The organism is Shewanella salipaludis (assembly GCF_012911865.1).
Taxonomy (GTDB): Bacteria; Pseudomonadota; Gammaproteobacteria; order Enterobacterales; family Shewanellaceae; genus Shewanella; species Shewanella salipaludis.
In genome coordinates this window covers 26342-45115 of sequence record NZ_JAAXYH010000022.1, presented here as the reverse complement: position 1 = coordinate 45115, position 18774 = coordinate 26342, and the positions used below count along the sequence as shown (strand labels likewise).

30 protein-coding genes are annotated in these 18774 nt (G+C 50.7%); 6 read left to right on the top strand and 24 right to left on the bottom strand.

Features of this window, described 5'->3' with window-relative positions; translation table 11 throughout:
• Nucleotides 1–645 precede the first annotated feature (645 nt).
• From nrfF to HC757_RS18385, 3 genes are read right to left on the bottom strand one after another with little or no spacing between them, the layout of a single operon-like run.
• Nucleotides 646–1140 carry a heme lyase NrfEFG subunit NrfF gene (gene nrfF / locus HC757_RS18395; RefSeq protein WP_425313985.1) on the bottom strand — a complete coding sequence of 165 codons (495 nt, stop codon included), beginning with the start codon at nucleotides 1138–1140 and terminating at the stop codon, nucleotides 646–648.
• A complete protein-coding gene (locus tag HC757_RS18390; RefSeq protein WP_169565899.1) occupies nucleotides 1137–1691 on the bottom strand; it encodes a DsbE family thiol:disulfide interchange protein in 555 nt (184 codons plus the stop codon). The genes nrfF and HC757_RS18390 overlap by 4 nt, the downstream gene beginning before the upstream one ends.
• Before the next feature lie 14 nt (nucleotides 1692–1705).
• Nucleotides 1706–3682 carry a heme lyase CcmF/NrfE family subunit gene (locus HC757_RS18385; protein ID WP_169565898.1) on the bottom strand — a complete coding sequence of 659 codons (1977 nt, stop codon included), beginning with the start codon at nucleotides 3680–3682 and terminating at the stop codon, nucleotides 1706–1708.
• Nucleotides 3683–4058: 376 nt separating this feature from the next.
• Here HC757_RS18385 and ccmI point away from each other — a divergent pair, with 376 nt between their 5' ends.
• Nucleotides 4059–5294, top strand: a complete 1236-nt coding sequence (gene ccmI, locus HC757_RS18380; protein ID WP_169565897.1) for a c-type cytochrome biogenesis protein CcmI — start codon at nucleotides 4059–4061, stop codon at nucleotides 5292–5294.
• Between the two features lie 69 nt (nucleotides 5295–5363).
• Here ccmI and HC757_RS18375 read toward each other — a convergent pair whose 3' ends face one another.
• A complete protein-coding gene (locus HC757_RS18375) occupies nucleotides 5364–5657 on the bottom strand; it encodes a c-type cytochrome (RefSeq protein ID WP_169565896.1) in 294 nt (97 codons plus the stop codon).
• A gap of 299 nt (nucleotides 5658–5956) precedes the next feature.
• Between HC757_RS18375 and ccmA the strand changes: the two genes are divergently transcribed.
• The 5 genes from ccmA to ccmE are packed head-to-tail and all read left to right on the top strand — an operon-like array spanning nucleotide 5957 to nucleotide 8736.
• Complete coding sequence (gene ccmA, locus HC757_RS18370) at nucleotides 5957–6607, top strand: cytochrome c biogenesis heme-transporting ATPase CcmA (protein WP_342343080.1); 651 nt, start codon at nucleotides 5957–5959, stop codon at nucleotides 6605–6607.
• A gap of 9 nt (nucleotides 6608–6616) precedes the next feature.
• Complete coding sequence (gene ccmB / locus HC757_RS18365; RefSeq protein ID WP_169565894.1) at nucleotides 6617–7303, top strand: heme exporter protein CcmB; 687 nt, start codon at nucleotides 6617–6619, stop codon at nucleotides 7301–7303.
• Nucleotide 7304: 1 nt separating this feature from the next.
• On the top strand, nucleotides 7305–8051 hold the full coding sequence (locus HC757_RS18360) for a heme ABC transporter permease (protein ID WP_169565893.1): 747 nt from the start codon (nucleotides 7305–7307) through the stop codon (nucleotides 8049–8051).
• Nucleotides 8051–8251: a heme exporter protein CcmD gene (ccmD, locus tag HC757_RS18355; protein WP_169565892.1), complete on the top strand. Its 201-nt coding sequence runs from the start codon at nucleotides 8051–8053 to the stop codon at nucleotides 8249–8251. The genes HC757_RS18360 and ccmD overlap by 1 nt, the downstream gene beginning before the upstream one ends.
• Nucleotides 8248–8736 carry a cytochrome c maturation protein CcmE gene (gene ccmE / locus HC757_RS18350; RefSeq protein ID WP_169565891.1) on the top strand — a complete coding sequence of 163 codons (489 nt, stop codon included), beginning with the start codon at nucleotides 8248–8250 and terminating at the stop codon, nucleotides 8734–8736. The genes ccmD and ccmE overlap by 4 nt, the downstream gene beginning before the upstream one ends.
• Before the next feature lie 510 nt (nucleotides 8737–9246).
• Here ccmE and rplQ read toward each other — a convergent pair.
• From rplQ to rplP, 20 genes are all read right to left on the bottom strand, one after another.
• Nucleotides 9247–9642 (bottom strand): 50S ribosomal protein L17, encoded by a 396-nt coding sequence (gene rplQ / locus HC757_RS18345; RefSeq protein WP_169565890.1) that lies wholly within the window; start codon nucleotides 9640–9642, stop codon nucleotides 9247–9249.
• Between the two features lie 40 nt (nucleotides 9643–9682).
• On the bottom strand, nucleotides 9683–10672 hold the full coding sequence (locus HC757_RS18340; RefSeq protein ID WP_169565889.1) for a DNA-directed RNA polymerase subunit alpha: 990 nt from the start codon (nucleotides 10670–10672) through the stop codon (nucleotides 9683–9685).
• Nucleotides 10673–10696: 24 nt separating this feature from the next.
• Entirely contained in the window at nucleotides 10697–11317 is a 621-nt protein-coding gene (rpsD, locus tag HC757_RS18335; protein WP_169565888.1) for a 30S ribosomal protein S4, read from the bottom strand.
• A gap of 31 nt (nucleotides 11318–11348) precedes the next feature.
• Nucleotides 11349–11741: a 30S ribosomal protein S11 gene (gene rpsK / locus HC757_RS18330; protein WP_140930214.1), complete on the bottom strand. Its 393-nt coding sequence runs from the start codon at nucleotides 11739–11741 to the stop codon at nucleotides 11349–11351.
• Between the two features lie 15 nt (nucleotides 11742–11756).
• Nucleotides 11757–12113, bottom strand: a complete 357-nt coding sequence (gene rpsM, locus HC757_RS18325) for a 30S ribosomal protein S13 (protein ID WP_169565887.1) — start codon at nucleotides 12111–12113, stop codon at nucleotides 11757–11759.
• Nucleotides 12114–12230: 117 nt separating this feature from the next.
• On the bottom strand, nucleotides 12231–12344 hold the full coding sequence (gene rpmJ, locus HC757_RS18320) for a 50S ribosomal protein L36 (protein ID WP_006083579.1): 114 nt from the start codon (nucleotides 12342–12344) through the stop codon (nucleotides 12231–12233).
• A gap of 23 nt (nucleotides 12345–12367) precedes the next feature.
• Nucleotides 12368–13708 (bottom strand): preprotein translocase subunit SecY, encoded by a 1341-nt coding sequence (secY, locus tag HC757_RS18315; RefSeq protein ID WP_169565886.1) that lies wholly within the window; start codon nucleotides 13706–13708, stop codon nucleotides 12368–12370.
• A 7-nt stretch (nucleotides 13709–13715) separates the two neighbouring features.
• A complete protein-coding gene (rplO, locus tag HC757_RS18310) occupies nucleotides 13716–14150 on the bottom strand; it encodes a 50S ribosomal protein L15 (RefSeq protein ID WP_169565885.1) in 435 nt (144 codons plus the stop codon).
• Nucleotides 14151–14153: 3 nt separating this feature from the next.
• Nucleotides 14154–14336, bottom strand: a complete 183-nt coding sequence (gene rpmD, locus HC757_RS18305; protein WP_007644440.1) for a 50S ribosomal protein L30 — start codon at nucleotides 14334–14336, stop codon at nucleotides 14154–14156.
• A 6-nt stretch (nucleotides 14337–14342) separates the two neighbouring features.
• Nucleotides 14343–14846: a 30S ribosomal protein S5 gene (gene rpsE / locus HC757_RS18300; protein ID WP_169565884.1), complete on the bottom strand. Its 504-nt coding sequence runs from the start codon at nucleotides 14844–14846 to the stop codon at nucleotides 14343–14345.
• Nucleotides 14847–14857: 11 nt separating this feature from the next.
• Entirely contained in the window at nucleotides 14858–15208 is a 351-nt protein-coding gene (gene rplR, locus HC757_RS18295; protein WP_169565883.1) for a 50S ribosomal protein L18, read from the bottom strand.
• A 10-nt stretch (nucleotides 15209–15218) separates the two neighbouring features.
• Entirely contained in the window at nucleotides 15219–15752 is a 534-nt protein-coding gene (gene rplF / locus HC757_RS18290) for a 50S ribosomal protein L6 (protein ID WP_169565882.1), read from the bottom strand.
• Nucleotides 15753–15762: 10 nt separating this feature from the next.
• Complete coding sequence (gene rpsH, locus HC757_RS18285; protein ID WP_169565881.1) at nucleotides 15763–16155, bottom strand: 30S ribosomal protein S8; 393 nt, start codon at nucleotides 16153–16155, stop codon at nucleotides 15763–15765.
• Nucleotides 16156–16179: 24 nt separating this feature from the next.
• The gene (gene rpsN, locus HC757_RS18280; protein ID WP_169565880.1) at nucleotides 16180–16485 is read right to left on the bottom strand and encodes a 30S ribosomal protein S14; all 306 of its coding nucleotides are present in this window, start codon (nucleotides 16483–16485) and stop codon (nucleotides 16180–16182) included.
• Nucleotides 16486–16495: 10 nt separating this feature from the next.
• Entirely contained in the window at nucleotides 16496–17035 is a 540-nt protein-coding gene (gene rplE / locus HC757_RS18275) for a 50S ribosomal protein L5 (protein ID WP_169565879.1), read from the bottom strand.
• 12 nt (nucleotides 17036–17047) lie between these two features.
• Nucleotides 17048–17362 carry a 50S ribosomal protein L24 gene (gene rplX, locus HC757_RS18270; protein WP_169565878.1) on the bottom strand — a complete coding sequence of 105 codons (315 nt, stop codon included), beginning with the start codon at nucleotides 17360–17362 and terminating at the stop codon, nucleotides 17048–17050.
• Between the two features lie 11 nt (nucleotides 17363–17373).
• Nucleotides 17374–17742 carry a 50S ribosomal protein L14 gene (rplN, locus tag HC757_RS18265; protein ID WP_140930201.1) on the bottom strand — a complete coding sequence of 123 codons (369 nt, stop codon included), beginning with the start codon at nucleotides 17740–17742 and terminating at the stop codon, nucleotides 17374–17376.
• A 179-nt stretch (nucleotides 17743–17921) separates the two neighbouring features.
• Complete coding sequence (gene rpsQ / locus HC757_RS18260) at nucleotides 17922–18170, bottom strand: 30S ribosomal protein S17 (protein ID WP_169565877.1); 249 nt, start codon at nucleotides 18168–18170, stop codon at nucleotides 17922–17924.
• Nucleotides 18170–18361, bottom strand: coding sequence for a 50S ribosomal protein L29 (gene rpmC / locus HC757_RS18255; protein ID WP_025823470.1), 192 nt, complete (start codon nucleotides 18359–18361; stop codon nucleotides 18170–18172). Before rpmC ends, rpsQ begins: the two co-directional genes overlap by 1 nt.
• The gene (rplP, locus tag HC757_RS18250; protein WP_169565876.1) at nucleotides 18361–18771 is read right to left on the bottom strand and encodes a 50S ribosomal protein L16; all 411 of its coding nucleotides are present in this window, start codon (nucleotides 18769–18771) and stop codon (nucleotides 18361–18363) included. Before rplP ends, rpmC begins: the two co-directional genes overlap by 1 nt.
• Nucleotides 18772–18774 lie beyond the last annotated feature (3 nt).

Below are 18774 nucleotides of genomic sequence, written 5' to 3'. Positions count from 1 at the left end.
CGTTGACCGCGTTGGGTCGGGGCTGATGCTTCATCAGCTCAGGGTCGTGCATTTTACGCATTTCCCGTTTGGCGTCAAGGAGTTTTTAAAACTTCTTTTCGCTGTCGATTTAAGTGCCATTCTCAACTGAGAGTAACAGTCTCAAATCAACCCGACTCGGTGGTTAGCTTTCGCTGTCTGCCGTGTCAGTGGATGCGCATTATAGGGAGTTTCAGCGGGGGCGCAAGGGCTTTATTACAACAAATAGATCGCTCGGCGATCTTTTGAGCAAAACGCACTGTTTAGTAGTATTTATGCTCATAAAGCCGGCATTTTTGTCTGTGAACCTGTTTTTTTGATCCCTGGCGGAGATCGAACGCAGGGAAAAGATCTATATTGTTTGGGCCTGAGTCGTATAAATGCCAGACTCAGATAGCTTGCTCTTACGCGTCTTACGCCTTTGGCCGGTTAAAACTCACCATATAGATAGTACTCATGATAGAGAGTACTAACCCCTTGCGAGACCGAGCTTAGCGGGCGACGCTCAACCGCCCGCCTGGGTGTCGCTCCCGCGTCATAGCCACTCCATGCGAAAGGCTTGATGAGATCCACCAGCAAAAAGCCCAGCTATATATAGCTGGGCTTTTATGAGTGATACCGACAAGGCTACTCGGCGTCGCGCTTTAACAATTCTGCCAATGCCTGCCTATCGGCTTCGCTCAGCTCCTGAGGTGCTGCTTGGTTGATGCGTTGCCTGCGCACGAAGAAGAAACCTATGCTCAGGGCAATCACCAGGAATCCCAGCGGCCCCAACCAGAGTATATAAGTCTTACGTTCGACTTTAGGCTTGTACAAGACAAACTCGCCATAGCGACTGGTCATGAAGTCTATGATGGCCGCATCGTCCCGGCCTGCATCAACCATCTTGTAGACTTCGAGGCGCAAATCTTTAGCGACGGGAGAATTGGAGTCGACCAGGTTCTGGTTCTGGCACTGGGGGCACCGCAGCTGATGTGCCAGGGCTAGCGCCCTTTGCTGGTTTGCGGCCGACTTGAATTCATAAGTATCTACCGGTGTCGCCGAAGCGCTGCTCATCATGACCAGCAACCAGAGTGTGGTGACTGCGGCAGCGAGGGCTTTGCATATGCCGGCACGCATCATGATGCCCCGTCCTTGGCCGCATCGGCCTGCAACTCACGGATAACGGGCAACAGGGTCTCATCCCAGACTCTTTGATCTATCGGCCCGGCGAAGCGAAAGCGGATGATGCCACGATGATCTACGATGAAACTCTCGGGGGCACCATAGACACCTAGGTCCAGCCCCAGGCGCCCTTCCTTATCGTAAATATTGATATTGTAGGGATCGCCCTTCTTACCCAGCTCGTCCACCGCCATGGCACGCTCATCACGATAGTTGATACCATAGATGGGCAGGATATTTTGTCTCGCCAGTTTCATCAGGAAGGGATGTTCGTATTTGCATGAAGGACACCAGGTCGCCCACACATTCAACATAGACACCTGACCCGTGAGATCCTGGTTGCTGATCAGCTCGTCCGGCGTCTCTACCCTTTCCAGGCTGAAGGCGGGGACGGGTTTGCCTTCCAGGGCAGAATCCAGCTTCTGTGGATTCAGGGATAATCCCTGGTATAGGAAGACCCCCATTCCGAGAAACAAGATCAAAGGCACGAACAATAACACTTTCTTCATATAATAAGCCTCGCTTATACCGCTACCGGTATGGGCTGGACCGCATCTGTCTTGATGCTGGCAGCTACCTTAACGCGATAACGTTTATCAGAAGCGGCAAAGATGCCACCTATCATCATGAATATTGCCCCAAACCAGAGCCAGCGCACGAAGGGTTTATAGTTCAAACGCACGGCAAATTCGGTCGCACTTATGGGATCCCCCATGGTGATGTACAGATCGCGGAATAGCCCCCAATCGATGCCGGCTTCCGTCATGTCCATGGTGCTGACATTGTACTGGCGACGATCCGGTTGCAGCAGAGCTATGACTTTACCTTCCTCTATGACTTCAATCTGCCCCTGTTGCGCCGTGTAGTTAGGCCCTATGATATTTTTAATCTCGATGAATTTGAAGGTATAGCCCGCCAGTTCCTGACTGATCCCCGGTCCCATACGAACGCTCTTCTCGATCGAGTAATTGGATACCATGGTGGCACCGACTATGGAGACGGCGATGCCCAGATGGGCAAGGATCATCCCTATCTGACTCCGTCCCAAACGCGACAGGCTAAATTCACCTTCCTTAGTACAGCTCATATGATAGGCGGCGCTGAGCGTGGCCAATACCACCCAAGTGGCCGCCATGATGCCGAGTGCGACCCAGAGATTAAATTCACCACCAGCGATGAAGGGAACAGCCAAACCTATGACGAGGGCAACTAAGGCCGGCCACTGGAGTTTGCGCTTCAGCTCGCCCGCCTTGGCTTTTTTCCAGCGAATAGTCGGGCCTATTCCCATGAAAGCAAATAACACCAACATCAGGGGAACGAATACCGCATTAAAGTACGGTGGCCCAACGGATATTTTACCCATGCCGAGAGCATCTATGAGCAGTGGATAGAGAGTGCCCAACAAGACGCTGCCTGCGGCGACTGTGAGTAACAAATTACAGAGCAAGAGCATAGTTTCTTTCGACTTGAACTCGAAACGCGCCGGGCTGCTCATCTCGCTGGCGCGGAACGCGAACAAGGTTAAAGAGCCACCTATGGCCACGGCCAACAGCAGCAAGATAAACAAACCACGGCTGGGATCCGTCGCAAAGGAATGGACCGAGGTTAATACCCCGGAACGCACTATGAAGGTACCAAGCAGGCTCAGGGAGAAAGCGAAGATGGACAGCAAGACGGTCCAGTTACGGAAGGCACCGCGCTTCTCGGTCACTATCAAGGAATGCACCAAGGCTGTACCCACCAACCAAGGCATGAAGGAAGCATTCTCGACCGGATCCCAGAACCACCAGCCGCCCCAGCCGAGTTCATAGTAGGCCCACCAGGAACCGAGTGCGATACCGCCGGTCAGGAAGGTCCAGGCAGCCAAGGTCCAGGGACGGCTCCAACGCGCCCAGGCCGAATCCAGGCTGCCACTCATCAGGGCGGCGATGGCGAAAGCGAAACTGACAGAGAAGCCCACATAGCCCAAATACAGCATGGGTGGGTGGAAGATAAGCCCCACATCCTGCAGCATGGGGTTCAGATCCCGTCCTTCCGCCGGCATGGGGAATAAGCGCTCGAACGGGCTGGAGGTCAACAACATGAAGAAGGTAAAACCTGCGATGATCATCGCCAATATCGCCAATACCCTGGCGGTGAACACTTCTTCCAGTTTCTTGCTGAAGATGGCTACCGCCAAGACCCAGATAGACAAGGCGAAGACCCAAAACAACAGCGAGCCTTCATGACCACCCCAGACGGCCGCTATCTTGAAAAACATGGGTAACTGCGAGTTGGAATGATGAGCCACATAGGCGACAGAGAAATCGTCGACGGCAAAACTGTAACCCAGACTCAGCATGGACAAGAAAATGAAGAGGACCATTCCGTAGGCCAGGGGCCAGGCATATCTCACCAAATATTGATCTTTGCGGGCAACACCGACGAGAGGGACGCTAGCCAATAAGAGGGCAAATGCCAGACCTACTATCAGCGAGAAGTGTCCAAGTTCTGGGATCATGGGTTTTCCTCAGTGTAAAACGAATAAACAGATCCGGAAATATTCCAAATCGGTGTGCAACAGGGATCTCCGATTGCACGAAATTGCGTCCATTTTAGTATCTGCTCCCCTTCCTGTCTGCCACTTTCGCACAAATCTGGGTCACGGGTCGCATTCCAGGGCTGCTCCCTTGGTCTCAACGCCTTCGATAGTCGCTAAATAGTGGCCGTCAGAGCCACTCCGGCTAACCCCAAGAATGTGTGAACCAGTGCCCAAGTCTCGGCATTCCACAGGTTCAGGGCCTGATACTGCTGTTCAACGATCATTCTTTCCGTATAATCTGAACCACAAATAGGTGGTATGCCACTTTTACCGAATTGAAGTGAACATAGAAACAATGACCCAATTTTGGACTTTTATTGCACTTGTCGTCTTGATCGGTCTGTTACTGATCTGGCTCCCACACTTTCGTCAACAGAAGATGTTACAGACGGAAGAGGCCGGAGTGCGCAAACAAACCAACCTTTCCTTGTTCAACGAACGCCTGGCGATCCTGGAACAGGAGCTGCAGCAAGACTTGTTGGATCAAACCGAATTTGATGCCCTCAAACGCGAGCTGGAGATCAGTCTATTACAGGATGTACAACAATCCGGAGACGAGTCGCTGGTCAATAAGCTCAAGCCCAAGGGAATCGCCTGGCCGGTGACCATGTCCATCCTATTATTGGTGATTTCCGGCTATCTTTACCAGCGCTTGGGCGCCTTCGAGGCGCTGGCCATAGTGCAGCAACCCAATCCCCGTGGGATGCTCGATGAGGCACAGTTAATGGCCCAGAGAGTACAAATGATGGAGGCACAGGTTCGAGCCGAGCCTGACAACAGCCAGGCTTGGTTTACCCTTGGCCATGCCTATATTTCGGTGAATCGTTTCGATGATGCGGTCAAGGCATTCGACACTGTCATGAAGCTGGTCGGCACCCATGCCGAACTCATAGGCCCCAAGGCGACGGCCCTCTATTATAAGGCAGGGCAACAGATGACCCCGGAGATCCAGGGGCTGATAGAGCAAGCGCTCGCACTGGATCCCCAAGATCCTTCCACCCTCTTGCTCGTCGGCATGAATGCCTTCTTCGATGCCGACTATGACCAAGCCGTCAACGCTTGGCAGGCGATACTCAACAGCGACCGCCAAGATGTGGACAGGGAAGCGCTGATCAACGCCATAGCAACGGCCAAGATGCGCCAGCAAGCAGGAGCAGGGGGTTCACCCACCCCGCCACAAGCGAATCAAACCAAGAAACTCACGATCCAGGTCTCGGTCGCGAGTGCCCTGGCGAGTCAAGTTTCGGCAACCGATACCCTGTTCGTCTTCGCCAGAACCTCGGATGGCAGTAAGATCCCCCTCGCGGCGACCAAGGTAAGTGCCGCGACCCTGCCCGTCACCGTCACTCTGGACGAGACTCAAGCTGTCGGTGGCGAAATGACTCTCGGCGAGGCCGACAACATAGAAGTCATAGCCGTGTTGTCCAAACACGACAGCGTCAGACCCCAAGCCGGGGATCTGCAGGGAAGACAATCTCAGGCACGGCTGAATGAGCGACTCGAGCTGCAGCTGGATACCCTAGTCGAGTGATCCAGGGCTGATGGATTTCAGCTACAAAAAAACCGGCTAGCAGCCGGTTTTTTTAACTCTGAAATCAGATTACTTGGCAGACATGAAGTCAATGGCGTTCTTGTAATCTTCGTCAGTACAATCGGTACACATGCCACCCGGTGGCATGGCATTCAAGCCAGACTTAACGCTGTTCAACAGGGTATCCATGCCTTTAGCCAGACGAGGCTCCCAATCGGCAGTGTGTGCCTTCGGCGCTCCGGCAACACCCATGGTGTGGCAGATCTGGCACGCTTTATCGAAAACATCTTTGCCTTCTTGAGCTAAAACACTTGTAGACAAGGTCAAGGCAGCGACTGCAGTCATTGCTAACAATTTTTTCATGTTCAATGTTCCTAATGCAAATACTTACAAGGCTCAACGCTGCCCTTTATTGATAGGCAGGCTTATTATAGCGCCGCAAGACTACTACAAAGCTGCGTAGAACTCATCTTTTTGTGAGCAGAATCCCCTGCCGGCACTGTTATACGCGACATAGCGCACAAATACGTTACTATATGCAGCGCAAGATGACGCACTAGTCTGCGCGGTTAACTGATGACAAAACACATAACCGGGAGCGACTCGCCCTGGGCTTGTGCGGCTATCCTATGGTTATAGACAAGCTTGAAATAGAGGATTCAGTGGTACAACAAACAACAGCGAACGCGCTGATCTCGGTCCATGACCTAACCTGTATTCGTGAGGAACGCATCCTCTTCGACGCCCTGGCATTTAGCGTTAATAGCGGTGATATCCTCCAAATCGAAGGACCCAATGGTGCGGGCAAGACAAGTTTGCTGCGGATACTGGCAGGATTGTCCCGTCCTTACGCCGGCCGAGTCTGTTATCTCGGCCAGGATATAGGCCGTTGTCGTGATGAATACAATCAAGATCTGCTCTATCTGGGTCACCTGCCCGGCGTGAAGAGCGAACTGACGGCCACCGAGAATCTGCATTTCAACTTGAGACTGAACGGCTATGTCGATTTCGATACCGCCGGGATATTGGGCCAGGTCAATTTAACCGGCTTCGAAGACGCACTGGCCGGTCACCTCTCGGCCGGGCAACACAGACGCACCGCCTTGGCGCGCCTCTGGCATACCCAGAGCAAAGTTTGGATCTTGGACGAGCCCTTTACTGCCATAGACAAGAAAGGCGTCGAGCAACTCGAGCGCCTGTTGCTCGCCCATGCAGACAATGGCGGCTGTGTCATTCTGACCACACACCAGGATATGAATCAGATCACCGACAGCAGATTAACCAAGATCCGCCTGGATTATCGCTTCGACTGAGGTATGACAATGTTAAGAGGCATAGGCTACACCCAAGCTTTTTTTACCTTGCTGCTGCGGGATTTAAAAATTGCCGTCCGTCATCGGGGGGATATTTTCAACCCTCTGCTCTTTTTCATCATGGTAGTGACGCTATTTCCCTTAGGCATAGGCCCTGAGCCGCAAATGTTGGCGCGCATCGCCCCTGGGGTCATCTGGGTCGCCGCCTTATTGGCCTCCATGCTGTCGCTCGAGCGTCTCTTCAAGGCCGATTTCAGCGATGGCAGCCTGGAACAGATGCTATTGAGTCCACAGCCACTGTCACTCATGGTGCTGGCGAAGGTACTGGCGCATTGGCTGCTGACCGGCGTGCCGCTGATTATCATGGCCCCCCTGCTGGGCCTATTGCTGAATCTCGAGACCCAGAGTTATGCGGCACTGATCGCCACCTTGGTCTTGGGCACGCCTGTACTGTCACTGCTGGGCGCCATAGGTGTCGCACTCACGGTCGGACTGAGAAAAGGCGGCGTACTCCTGAGTCTGTTGATACTCCCCCTGTACATTCCCGTACTGATTTTTGCGACCAGTGCCATAGATGCAGCAGGAATGAATTTACCCTATGATGGCCAACTGGCTATAATAGGCGCAATGCTGGCCGGTTCATTAACTTTGGCACCTTTTGCAATTGGTGCATCTTTGCGAGTGAGTACTAACTAATATGTGGAAATGGCTACATCCCTATGCGGACCCGCAGCGTGCGTATCGACTATCTGAACGCCTGCAGCCTTGGTTTACCCTTCTGGCACTCATGTTCATCTGCGTCGGCACCGTCTGGGGACTGGCCTTTGCCCCAAGCGACTATCAGCAGGGTGACAGCTACCGCATCATCTTCATTCATGTGCCGGCGGCCTCCATGTCGATGGCAGCCTACATGGGCATGGCGACTGCCGCCTTCGTCGGCTTGGTCTGGCAAATCAAGTTGGCCGATTGGGCCGCCGCCGCCATAGCCCCCATAGGCGCAGTGATCACTTTCATCGCCCTGTTTACCGGTGCCGCCTGGGGCAAGCCCATGTGGGGCACTTGGTGGGTATGGGATGCGCGCCTGACCTCTGAGCTGATCTTGCTCTTCCTGTACCTGGGAGTGATTTCACTCTATGCCTCCTTCGAAGACAAAGTCGTGGCCGCCCGCGCCGCCGGCATCCTGACCCTGGTCGGGGTGATCAACATCCCCATCATCAAGTACTCGGTCGAATGGTGGAGTTCATTGCATCAACCTTCGACCATACGCATCACCGAAGAATCCACCATGGCGCCGGAGATGCTGTATCCCTTGCTGATCAATATTCTGGGGTTCGGCTTCATGATTGGCGCCATCACCCTGGTGCGTTTCAAGGCCGAAATTCTCGCCAGAAATGGCATGCGTCCCTGGGTGCGAGAACTGGCCACAGCAACAGGAGCCAAATAATGCAGTTTGATTCTATGAGCGACTTCTTCCACATGGGGGGCTATGCCTTCTATGTCTGGCTCTCTTACGGAGTGACCCTGGCTTGTGTGGCCACCCTCATCGTCGGCAGTGCCCGTCAAAAGGGCCGGGTGTTGCGGGAGATAGCCCAGAAGATGCAACGTGAACAAAGATTGAAGCAAAACCGGAGTACTAAACAGTGAACCCTAGACGTAAGAAGCGCCTCACCTTGGCGGTCGCCTTGATTTTCGGCGTTGCCGCCGCCGCCTCCCTGTTATTGTATGCACTCAATAGCAACCTCAATCTCTTCTACACCCCAAGCGAGATAATCAACGGCAAACATGATACGGGTATCAAACCTGAAGTTGGCCAGCGTATCCGTATCGGCGGTATGGTGACCGAAGGCTCGCTCTCGAGGGATCCTGAGAGTCTGCATGTGGAATTCGCCGTTCATGACGGTGCCGGTGGCAGCGTCATGGTCACCTATGACGATCTCCTGCCCGATCTCTTCCGTGAAGGCCAGGGCATAGTCGCCCAGGGCATACTCATGGCCGACGGCAAGCTGCAGGCCACCGAGGTGCTCGCCAAACACGATGAGAACTACATGCCTCCGGAAGTCGCCGAGGCCATGGGAAAAGATCATCAGAAGTTAGATTACGGCGCCCAGCAAAAAGCCGGCGCCAAATAAGCTTGATGCTTGAGAACGGCCAGCCCAAGTGTTGGCCCGTTCCCCCCTTTCCCTGCCCCAGCTTTAACCTCCAGCTTTAACTTCCTGTCCCAGCCTTCAGCTCCAGTCCCAAACAGGCTCTGACCTTCCCCAGAGACTTGTCAGCCAGATGCGCTTGTCGGCGGCGCCAGGCAAGACATGAGCCTGGATTGCCGTCGATAGGCACTCTTATCCCTCATGCATTGGAGCTCACGACAGCGACGGCTTTAGCCAGTGAGCTTTCCCTGGTTAGCAGCGTAAGCGGGGATCTCACATCCGTCATGGCGTTAAATCCGGGGGAAAGATCAGCCGACCGCAACTAAGACGCTGACGGCAGGAGAGCGAATACAGCCTACTACGGCCGGAAGCGAGACAGGTACGCCAGGAAAGGCACCGCATGCAGGGGAGTTGATTCTGAATAAGTCAGCCAGGCTTGAACAACAGGCATAAAAAAACCGGGTCCAGGACCCGGTTTTTCAAGTGTAACCTTAATTACTCAGCAGCTTCAACATCAACAGCTTCAGCAGCTTCTGGACGACCTACCAGCTCGATGTAAGCCATTGGGGCTTTATCACCGGCACGCAGACCGCACTTAAGGATACGGGTATAACCACCAGGACGTTCCTGGTAGCGTGGACCCAACTCAGTAAATAACTTACCTACGACTTCAGTGTCGCGAGTACGAGCAAACGCCAAACGACGATTTGCAACGCTGTCACTCTTAGCAAGTGTTATCAGAGGTTCAACTACGCGACGCAGTTCTTTCGCTTTAGCTACGGTTGTCTTGATGATCTCATGACGAACCAGTGAGCTTGCCATGTTACGGAACATGGCTTGGCGATGACTGCTGTTACGGTTTAGTTGACGACCACTCTTACGATGGCGCATGACCTAATCCTTATAACCTAAATCTGTACAAACCTGAGACTTATAGGTCGTCTGCTAAGCTGGCTGGAGGCCAGTTTTCCAGACGCATACCTAACGACAGTCCGCGAGAAGCCAAAACGTCCTTAATTTCGGTAAGAGATTTCTTACCCAAGTTAGGTGTCTTCAGCAGCTCAACTTCAGTGCGCTGTACCAGATCTCCGATGTAATGAATCGCTTCGGCTTTCAAGCAGTTAGCCGAACGTACAGTTAGCTCTAAATCGTCGACAGGACGCAGCAGTATCGGATCGAATTCCGGTTTCTCTTCTTTCAGCTCTGGCTCGGTCACATCACGCAGTTCCACAAACGCATCCAGCTGTTCGGCCAGAATAGTTGCAGAGCGACGGATGGCTTCCTCAGGATCGATAGTACCGTTAGTGGTCATATCGATAACGAGTTTGTCCAAGTCAGTGCGTTGTTCTACACGAGCCGCTTCGACATTGTAAGCAATGCGAGCAACAGGTGAGAAAGAAGCATCAACCAGCAAGCGGCCAATTGGGCGATCATCGTCTTCGGTTTGTGCACGGGCTGATGCCGGTACATAACCACGACCACGCTCAATGCGGATACGCATGCTGATATCATTGTTGCCTGTCAGATGACAGATAACATGATCAGGATTCATGATAGTAACATCACCATCATGCGTGATATCTGCAGCGATGACAGGGCCTGCGCCGGACTTGCTCAAGGTGAGCATAGCCTCGTCTTTACCCTCGATAGTCACTGCCAACCCTTTCAGGTTTAACAATATCTCAAGGATATCTTCTTGAACGCCTTCCTTACTGCTGTATTCGTGCAGTACACCGTCAATCTCGACTTCAGTAACTGCGCAGCCGGGCATAGACGACAATAGGATGCGACGCAACGCGTTGCCTAAAGTGTGGCCGAAACCACGCTCAAGTGGTTCCAGTGTAACCTTGGCACGTGTTGAGTTAACCTGCTCGATATCAACGAGACGCGGTTTAAGAAATTCTGTAACAGAACCCTGCATTGTGTCCTCTCTTGTTTGTTAGCCTTACTTAGAGTAAAGCTCGACGATCAGCTGTTCGTTAATATCCGCAGACAAATCGCTACGTTCTGGAACGCGCTTGAAAGCACCTTCCATTTTCGCATTGTCGACTTCAACCCATGTAGGCTTCTCGCGTTGAGCTGCCACTTCCAAAGCCGCTTTGATACGAGCTTGAGTGCGTGACTTCTCGCGGATGCTCACAACATCATTCGCAGACACTTTGAATGACGGAATGTTAACAACACGACCGTTAACCATAACTGACTTATGGCTTACTAGCTGACGTGATTCTGCACGAGTCGCACCGAAGCCCATACGATAAACTACGTTATCCAGACGGGTTTCTAAAAGTTGCAGCAGGTTTTCACCTGTGTTGCCTTTAGTACGTGCAGCATCTTTGTAGTAGTTACGGAATTGTTTTTCTAACACACCGTAAATACGACGAACTTTTTGTTTCTCGCGTAACTGTAAACCGTACTCTGACAGACGTGGCTTACGAGCGCCATGTTGTCCAGGTGCAGCTTCAAGCTTACACTTCGAATCGATTGCTCTCACACCGCTTTTTAAGAAAAGGTCTGTACCTTCTCGGCGGCTGAGCTTGAGCTTGGGACCCAAGTATCTTGCCATGATCTTTCTCCAACTATCCTAGGAAACGGCGTTATACACGACGCTTTTTAGGAGGACGACAACCATTATGAGGGATCGGCGTCACATCGGTAATGTTGGTTATTTTATAACCAACAGCGTTCAGCGCACGAATGGCTGACTCACGACCTGGACCTGGACCCTTCACGAAAACTTCAAGGTTTTTAACACCGTAGTCTTGAGCAGCAGCACCTGCACGCTCAGCAGCAACCTGCGCAGCGAATGGTGTAGATTTACGTGAACCACGGAAACCTGAACCACCAGAGGTAGCCCATGACAACGCATTACCTTGACGATCTGTAATGGTGACAATTGTGTTGTTGAAAGAAGCATGGATATGAGCCATGCCATCTGCAACCTGTTTACGTACGCGCTTACGCGGAGAACGTGACGGAACTTTAGCCATTGCTTTACCTTCCCGTTACTTTCTAATAGGTTTACGTGGACCTTTACGCGTACGCGCATTGGTCTTAGTACGTTGCCCACGAAGAGGCAGGCTACGGCGATGGCGGAGACCACGATAACAACCAAGGTCCATCAGACGCTTGATGTTCATTGAAATCTCACGACGTAAGTCACCTTCTACTGAGTATTTGGCAACTTCTTCGCGTAGGATATCTATTTGAGCTTCGCTCAATTCCTTGATCTTAGCAGTTTCAGCTATTGCAGTAGCCGCGCAGATTGCTCTAGCGCGAGTACGGCCGATGCCGAAAATAGCAGTCAAAGCAATGACTGTGTGCTTTTGATCAGGAATGTTAATGCCAGCGATACGGGCCACTATGCACTCCTTAAAGTTAAAGGCCATCTGCGAAAAGCCCGAAAGGATACTCGACAGATGACAGATTTGCAAACATTATTTGGCCAGCCCATCTGCTGGGCTGACCAAATTTCTTTTTTAGCCTTGACGCTGTTTGTGTTTTGGTTCAACACAGATAACGCGTACAACGCCACTACGCTTGACGATCTTGCAATTACGGCAGATCTTCTTCACGGAAGCTCGAACTTTCATTTCATCACTCCGTAAAAGCTAGCTTATCGACCAAAGCGATCTAAGTTCGCTTTGTTCACTAGGTTAGCTTTCTTCATCACAGACTCATACTGATGTGACATCATATGGGTCTGAACCTGAGCCATGAAGTCCATGATCACGACTACCATAATAAGTAGTGAAGTACCGCCAAAATAGAACTGTACTTTCCACGCGATTAACATGAACTCCGGAATTAAGCAGATAAAGGTTATGTATAACGCACCGGCTAATGTCAGGCGTGTCATGACTTTATCAATGTAACGCGAAGTCTGTTCTCCAGGACGGATCCCAGGGATGAATGCACCACTTTTCTTCAGGTTATCTGCCGTTTCGCGCGGGTTAAACACCAACGCAGTATAGAAGAAACAGAAGAAAATGATTGCCGTCGCATACAATAATGAGTACAGCGGTTGTCCCGGTGACACAGCCAGTGAAAAATCACTCAACCATGACATGGACTCATTTTGACCAAACCACTGAGCCAGTGTGCCTGGAAACAAAATGATGCTGGACGCAAAAATTGGAGGTATTACACCCGCCATGTTTATCTTCAACGGCAAATGTGTACTCTGCGCAGCAAACACCTTCCGGCCCTGCTGACGCTTGGCATAGTTAACGACGATACGACGCTGACCACGCTCCACAAATACCACTAAATAAGTCACAGCAAATACAATGACCGCGAGCAACAACAATACCAATACATTCAAGTCACCTTGACGCGCCTGCTCGGCCGTCTGGCCGATAGCTGAGGGTAATCCGGCGACAATACCTGCGAAAATCAATATCGAGATACCGTTACCTATACCACGCTCGGTAATTTGCTCACCCAGCCACATCAGGAACATAGTTCCTGTGACCAAGCTGACAGCAGCAACAAAATAGAACCCGAATCCCAGGTTGACCACAAGGCCAGGAACCAGGTTAGGCAATCCTGTTGCAATACCGATCGCCTGTAATGTACCCAGCACTAAGGTACCCCACCTCGTATATTGACTGATTTTCTTGCGTCCCGACTCGCCTTCCTTTTTCAGTTCGGCGAGAGCAGGATGCACCACAGTCAACAGCTGCATTATGATAGATGCCGAAATGTACGGCATGATACCCAATGCAAAGATGGAGGCACGCTCAAGAGCACCACCCGAGAACATGTTAAACATGCCCAGGATGGTACCCTTCTGCTGATCAAACAGCTCTGCTAATACAGCTGCGTCAATACCAGGAATTGGCACAAACGAACCGGCTCTAAAGACGATAATCGCGCCAATCACGAACAGGAGGCGAGCTTTCAGTTCTGAGAGTCCACCTTTCGCGCTTTTTAAATCAAGTCCTGGTTTTGCCATCGACGTATTATTCCTCGATCTTACCGCCGGCAGCTTCGATAGCTGCACGTGCACCTTTGGTTACCTTCAGACCTTTAACGGTCACAGGGCGCTCAATGGTACCTGAAAGAACGATTTTCGCAAACTGGATGTTGCGAGTAATTACGTTCGCATCTTTCAGTGCGTTCAAATCGATAACATCACCGTTAACTTTTGCCAGTTCGAGTACACGAACTTCAGCTGTTACCAGAGCGCGACGCGAGGTAAAACCGAATTTAGGCAGACGTATCTTAAGTGGCATTTGACCACCTTCGAAGCCTGGGCGTACACCGCCACCGCTGCGAGATTTTTGGCCTTTATGACCACGACCCGCAGTTTTACCTAAACCAGAACCAATACCGCGGCCTACGCGCTTTGGTGCAGACTTAGCGCCTGCTGCTGGAGATAGAGTATTTAAACGCATCTATTAATCCTCCACCTTAACCATGTAGTAGACCTTGTTGATCATACCGCGAACTGAAGGAGTATCTTCCAGCTCAACAGTGTGACCAATGCGACGCAGACCGAGACCGGTTAAGGTCGCGCGATGCTTAGGCAGACGCCCGATCGCACTTTTAGTCTGAGTAACCTTTACAGTTTTAGTAGCCATGGTGCATTACCCCCGAATTTCGTCAACATTCAGGCCACGCTTAGCTGCGATTTGCGAAGGTGACTTCATGTGCACCAATGCATCGACAGTCGCGCGAACGATGTTGATCGGGTTAGTAGAACCGTATGCTTTTGACAGAACGTTATGCACGCCTGCTACTTCCAATACGGCACGCATTGCGCCACCGGCAATAATACCGGTACCCTGTGATGCTGGTTGCATATAAACTTTAGAACCAGTATGACGACCCTTAACTGGGTGATGCAGGGTGCCTGCATTCAACTCAACGGTCACCATATTACGACGGGCCTTTTCCATAGCTTTTTGAATTGCTGCTGGAACTTCACGCGCCTTACCATAGCCGTAGCCAATCTTACCGTTACCGTCACCCACTACTGTCAGTGCTGTGAAGCTAAAGATGCGACCGCCCTTAACTACTTTAGAAACACGATTAACTGCAATCAATTTCTCTTGCAGATCGTCTTTTTGCTGAGCTTCTAATTTAGCCATTTTATAACCCCTTAGAACTTCAGGCCAGCTTCACGAGCGGCATCTGCTAATGCAGCCACACGACCGTGATACTTGAAACCAGAACGATCGAACGCAACAGAAGTCACGCCTTTCTCGATCGCGCGCTCAGCAACAGCTTTACCCACTGCCTTCGCCGCGTCTACGTTACCGGTACTCTTCAGTAGCTCTTTAACCGCTTTTTCAACGGTTGAAGCAGCTGCCAACACCTGAGCTTCAGGATTGATCACCTGAGCATAAATGTGACGCGGTGTACGATGTACAACCAGACGGTTCACGCCCAGCTCTTGGATCTTCTTACGAGCGCGAGTAGCGCGACGTAAGCGAGATGTTTTCTTATCCATATCGCGTTACCTACTTCTTCTTAGCCTCTTTACGGCGTACTACTTCGTCGTCATAGCGAACACCTTTGCCTTTGTATGGCTCTGGTGGACGGTATCCGCGAATCTCAGCAGCGACTTGGCCAATTAACTGCTTATCAACACCGCGAAGGGTGATATCAGTTTGGCTTGGACACTCTGCAGTAACGCCTGCGGGCAGTTTGTGTACTAACGGATGAGAGAAACCTAGAGTCAGGTCAATATCAGAACCGACGAGCTTCGCACGGTAACCAACACCTACCAACTTTAACTTACGCTCAAAACCTTGAGATACACCAACAACCATGTTGTTTACTAACGCACGAGCCGTACCTGCCTGTGCCCAAGCGTTAACAACGCCTTCGACAGGAAGAAACTTGACTACGCCGTCTTCAATGACAACATTGACCGCATTGTTGATTACTCGAGTCAGACTACCTTTTCCGCCTTTGACGGTAAGAGTCTGTTCGTTTAAGGTCACCTCTACGCCAGCTGGGATAGCTACTGGTGCTTTTGCTACACGAGACATTCCTAGCTCCTTATGCTACGTAGCAGATAACCTCGCCACCCATGCCTGCAAGGCGGGCGGCACGATCAGTCATCAAGCCTTTAGAAGTGGACACAATTGCGACACCCAGTCCGCCCATCACCTTTGGAAGTTCGTCTTTACCTTTGTAAATACGAAGACCAGGACGACTTACGCGCTGGATAGTCTCAACGACTGGTTGGCCTTGGAAATACTTTAAAGTAACTTCCAGTTCAGGCTTGGCTTCATCTGCTACGGCGTAATCAGCGATGTAACCTTCTTCTTTAAGCAGTTTCGCGATAGCGATTTTCAGCTTAGCAGAAGGCATCTTCACAGATACTTTGTTAGCAGCTTGGCCGTTACGAATACGGGTTAACATATCCGCAATAGGATCTTGCATGCTCATATTAGCTTACTCCGTGACAAGTGCTTACCAGCTGGCCTTACGCAGGCCAGGAACTTCACCACGCATGGTTGCTTCACGTAATTTAATACGGCTAAGGCCGAATTTACGTAAGAAGCCATGTGGGCGACCAGTTTGATTACAACGATTGCGTTGACGCGCTGCGCTGGAATCACGTGGTAGAGCTTGCAGCTTAAGCACCGCATCCCAACGATCTTCGTCAGAAGATTCTGGGCTGCTGATGATAGTCTTAAGAGCCGCACGCTTTTCAGCGTACTTAGCCACGAGCTGTGCACGTTTAGCTTCACGTGCTTTCATTGATGTTTTTGCCATTACGCTACCCTTATTTCTTGAATGGGAAGTTAAAAGCGTCTAACAAAGCACGACCTTCTTCATCATTCTTCGCAGTAGTAGTGATAACGATATCCATACCACGAATTTTATCGATTTTATCGTAATCGATTTCTGGGAAGATGATCTGCTCACGCACGCCCATTGCGTAGTTACCACGGCCGTCGAACGCTTTAGCGCTCAGACCACGGAAGTCACGAATACGTGGGATTGCGATATCGACTAAACGCTCTAAGAATTCCCACATACGCTCACCGCGCAGGGTCACTTTACAGCCAATAGGGTAGCCTTCACGGATTTTAAAACCAGCAACTGACTTACGAGCTACAGTCACTACTGGTTTCTGGCCGGCAATTGCAGTCATGTCACGGAGCGCATGCTCCATCACTTTCTTGTCTGCAACAGCTTCGCCAACACCCATATTCAGGGTGATCTTTTCAATCCGAGGGACTTGCATGACACTGCTATAACCGAACTTTTTAGCAAGTTCAGCGACAACAGTCTCTTGGTATTTATCATGCAGTTTCGCCATCGTTTACTCCAATTACTTAACGAGTTCACTGTTCGATTTGAAGAAACGAACTTTTTTGCCGTCTTCGAATCGGAAACCAACGCGATCAGCTTTGCCAGTGGCAGAGTTGAAAATCGCTACATTTGATGCTTGTATCGGCGCTTCTTTCTCAACAATACCGCCAGCGACACCCAGTTGTGGGTTTGGCTTTTGGTGCTTCTTGACCAGATTGATGCCTTCAACAATTAACTTACCAGTAGGTAAAACCTGAGCAACAGTACCGCGTTTACCCTTGTCTTTACCGGCCAGTATGATTACTTCGTCTTGACGACGGATTTTAGCTGCCATTTTGAAGCTCCTTACAGTACTTCTGGTGCCAGCGAGACAATCTTCATGAACTGCTCATTACGCAATTCACGTGTCACTGGTCCAAAGATACGAGTACCAATCGGTGCAAGGTTTGCGTTAAGCAATACCGCTGCATTCCGATCGAAGCGAATGACAGAACCGTCTGGACGACGTACGCCTTTCTTAGTACGGACTACCACCGCGTTATACACATCACCTTTCTTCGCTTTAGCGCGAGGAATGGCTTCTTTAACAGAAACCTTGATGATGTCGCCGATACCGGCATAACGACGATGAGAGCCACCCAAGACCTTAATACACTGAACTCTACGTGCGCCACTATTACATGCGACGTCGAGAGTCGATTGCATTTGGATCATTTTAAGTGCTCCGCTATCGTTACTACAAAATTCCCACTATGGGACTATATAAACGCCAATTTTCGCTAATAAATTAGTCAAAAATGGCGCGCAAGTATAACACCATAATTTTGGAAAACATAGTATAAAAAAACAAACGGCCCCAACACCTGGGGCCGTTTACCTAAACCTAAGAAAACTTAGGCCTTTGTCACTACTTCAACCAGGGTCCAAGACTTAGTCTTAGACAAAGGACGACATTCGCGAATCGCTACTAAATCGCCTTCATTGCACTGATTCGTTTCGTCATGTGCATGGATCTTAGTCGTACGCTTGATGTATTTCCCATAGATTGGGTGTTTCACTTGGCGTTCGATAGCAACAGTGATGGACTTGTCCATCTTGTTGCTAGTTACACGACCCTGCAAAGTACGGATTTTATCAGACATTATGCACCCGCCTTAGAAGTAATAATGGTCTTAACGCGCGCAATGTTACGGCGCACTGTCTTCAGTTGATGAGTCTGAGTCAACTGACCAGTGGCGTGTTGCATACGCAGGTTGAACTGCTCACGCAGCAGACCAAGTAGTTCAGCGTTCAGTTCTTCAACGCTCTTTTCTCTTAGTTCGCTCGCTTTCATTACATCACCGTCTTAGTTACGAAGGTAGTCTTGATAGGAAGCTTGGCAGCAGCCAGAGTAAACGCTTCACGCGCTATCTCTTCTGACACACCATTCATCTCATAAAGAACCTTACCAGGTTGAATCTGACATACCCAGTATTCAACGTTACCTTTACCTTTACCCATACGCACTTCGAGAGGCTTAGAGGTAATTGGCTTGTCCGGGAAAACTCGAATCCAAATTTGTCCCTGACGCTTAATGTGACGTGTCATGGCACGACGTGCAGATTCGATCTGACGTGCAGTTAAACGACCACGGCCGACTGCTTTCAGACCAAAAGTACCAAAGCTAACTTCGGTACCGTTCGCCAGACCGCGGTTGCGGCCTTTGAACATCTTGCGAAACTTCATACGTTTAGGTTGCAGCATTGC

What these genes read in the sequence shown, in the direction of transcription:
- nrfF (WP_425313985.1), bottom strand. Translation starts at nt 1,140, where the DNA reads ATGATGCGTGCCGGCATATGCAAAGCCCTCGCTGCCGCAGTCACCACA.
- HC757_RS18390 (WP_169565899.1), bottom strand. Translation starts at nt 1,691, where the DNA reads ATGAAGAAAGTGTTATTGTTCGTGCCTTTGATCTTGTTTCTCGGAATG.
- HC757_RS18385 (WP_169565898.1), bottom strand. Translation starts at nt 3,682, where the DNA reads ATGATCCCAGAACTTGGACACTTCTCGCTGATAGTAGGTCTGGCATTT.
- ccmI (WP_169565897.1), top strand. Translation starts at nt 4,059, where the DNA reads ATGACCCAATTTTGGACTTTTATTGCACTTGTCGTCTTGATCGGTCTG.
- HC757_RS18375 (WP_169565896.1), bottom strand. Translation starts at nt 5,657, where the DNA reads ATGAAAAAATTGTTAGCAATGACTGCAGTCGCTGCCTTGACCTTGTCT.
- ccmB (WP_169565894.1), top strand. Translation starts at nt 6,617, where the DNA reads ATGTTAAGAGGCATAGGCTACACCCAAGCTTTTTTTACCTTGCTGCTG.
- HC757_RS18360 (WP_169565893.1), top strand. Translation starts at nt 7,305, where the DNA reads ATGTGGAAATGGCTACATCCCTATGCGGACCCGCAGCGTGCGTATCGA.
- ccmD (WP_169565892.1), top strand. Translation starts at nt 8,051, where the DNA reads ATGCAGTTTGATTCTATGAGCGACTTCTTCCACATGGGGGGCTATGCC.
- rplQ (WP_169565890.1), bottom strand. Translation starts at nt 9,642, where the DNA reads ATGCGCCATCGTAAGAGTGGTCGTCAACTAAACCGTAACAGCAGTCAT.
- HC757_RS18340 (WP_169565889.1), bottom strand. Translation starts at nt 10,672, where the DNA reads ATGCAGGGTTCTGTTACAGAATTTCTTAAACCGCGTCTCGTTGATATC.
- rpsD (WP_169565888.1), bottom strand. Translation starts at nt 11,317, where the DNA reads ATGGCAAGATACTTGGGTCCCAAGCTCAAGCTCAGCCGCCGAGAAGGT.
- rpsK (WP_140930214.1), bottom strand. Translation starts at nt 11,741, where the DNA reads ATGGCTAAAGTTCCGTCACGTTCTCCGCGTAAGCGCGTACGTAAACAG.
- rpmJ (WP_006083579.1), bottom strand. Translation starts at nt 12,344, where the DNA reads ATGAAAGTTCGAGCTTCCGTGAAGAAGATCTGCCGTAATTGCAAGATC.
- secY (WP_169565886.1), bottom strand. Translation starts at nt 13,708, where the DNA reads ATGGCAAAACCAGGACTTGATTTAAAAAGCGCGAAAGGTGGACTCTCA.
- rplO (WP_169565885.1), bottom strand. Translation starts at nt 14,150, where the DNA reads ATGCGTTTAAATACTCTATCTCCAGCAGCAGGCGCTAAGTCTGCACCA.
- rpmD (WP_007644440.1), bottom strand. Translation starts at nt 14,336, where the DNA reads ATGGCTACTAAAACTGTAAAGGTTACTCAGACTAAAAGTGCGATCGGG.
- rpsE (WP_169565884.1), bottom strand. Translation starts at nt 14,846, where the DNA reads ATGGCTAAATTAGAAGCTCAGCAAAAAGACGATCTGCAAGAGAAATTG.
- rplR (WP_169565883.1), bottom strand. Translation starts at nt 15,208, where the DNA reads ATGGATAAGAAAACATCTCGCTTACGTCGCGCTACTCGCGCTCGTAAG.
- rplF (WP_169565882.1), bottom strand. Translation starts at nt 15,752, where the DNA reads ATGTCTCGTGTAGCAAAAGCACCAGTAGCTATCCCAGCTGGCGTAGAG.
- rpsH (WP_169565881.1), bottom strand. Translation starts at nt 16,155, where the DNA reads ATGAGCATGCAAGATCCTATTGCGGATATGTTAACCCGTATTCGTAAC.
- rpsN (WP_169565880.1), bottom strand. Translation starts at nt 16,485, where the DNA reads ATGGCAAAAACATCAATGAAAGCACGTGAAGCTAAACGTGCACAGCTC.
- rplE (WP_169565879.1), bottom strand. Translation starts at nt 17,035, where the DNA reads ATGGCGAAACTGCATGATAAATACCAAGAGACTGTTGTCGCTGAACTT.
- rplX (WP_169565878.1), bottom strand. Translation starts at nt 17,362, where the DNA reads ATGGCAGCTAAAATCCGTCGTCAAGACGAAGTAATCATACTGGCCGGT.
- rplN (WP_140930201.1), bottom strand. Translation starts at nt 17,742, where the DNA reads ATGATCCAAATGCAATCGACTCTCGACGTCGCATGTAATAGTGGCGCA.
- rpsQ (WP_169565877.1), bottom strand. Translation starts at nt 18,170, where the DNA reads ATGTCTGATAAAATCCGTACTTTGCAGGGTCGTGTAACTAGCAACAAG.
- rpmC (WP_025823470.1), bottom strand. Translation starts at nt 18,361, where the DNA reads ATGAAAGCGAGCGAACTAAGAGAAAAGAGCGTTGAAGAACTGAACGCT.
- rplP (WP_169565876.1), bottom strand. Translation starts at nt 18,771, where the DNA reads ATGCTGCAACCTAAACGTATGAAGTTTCGCAAGATGTTCAAAGGCCGC.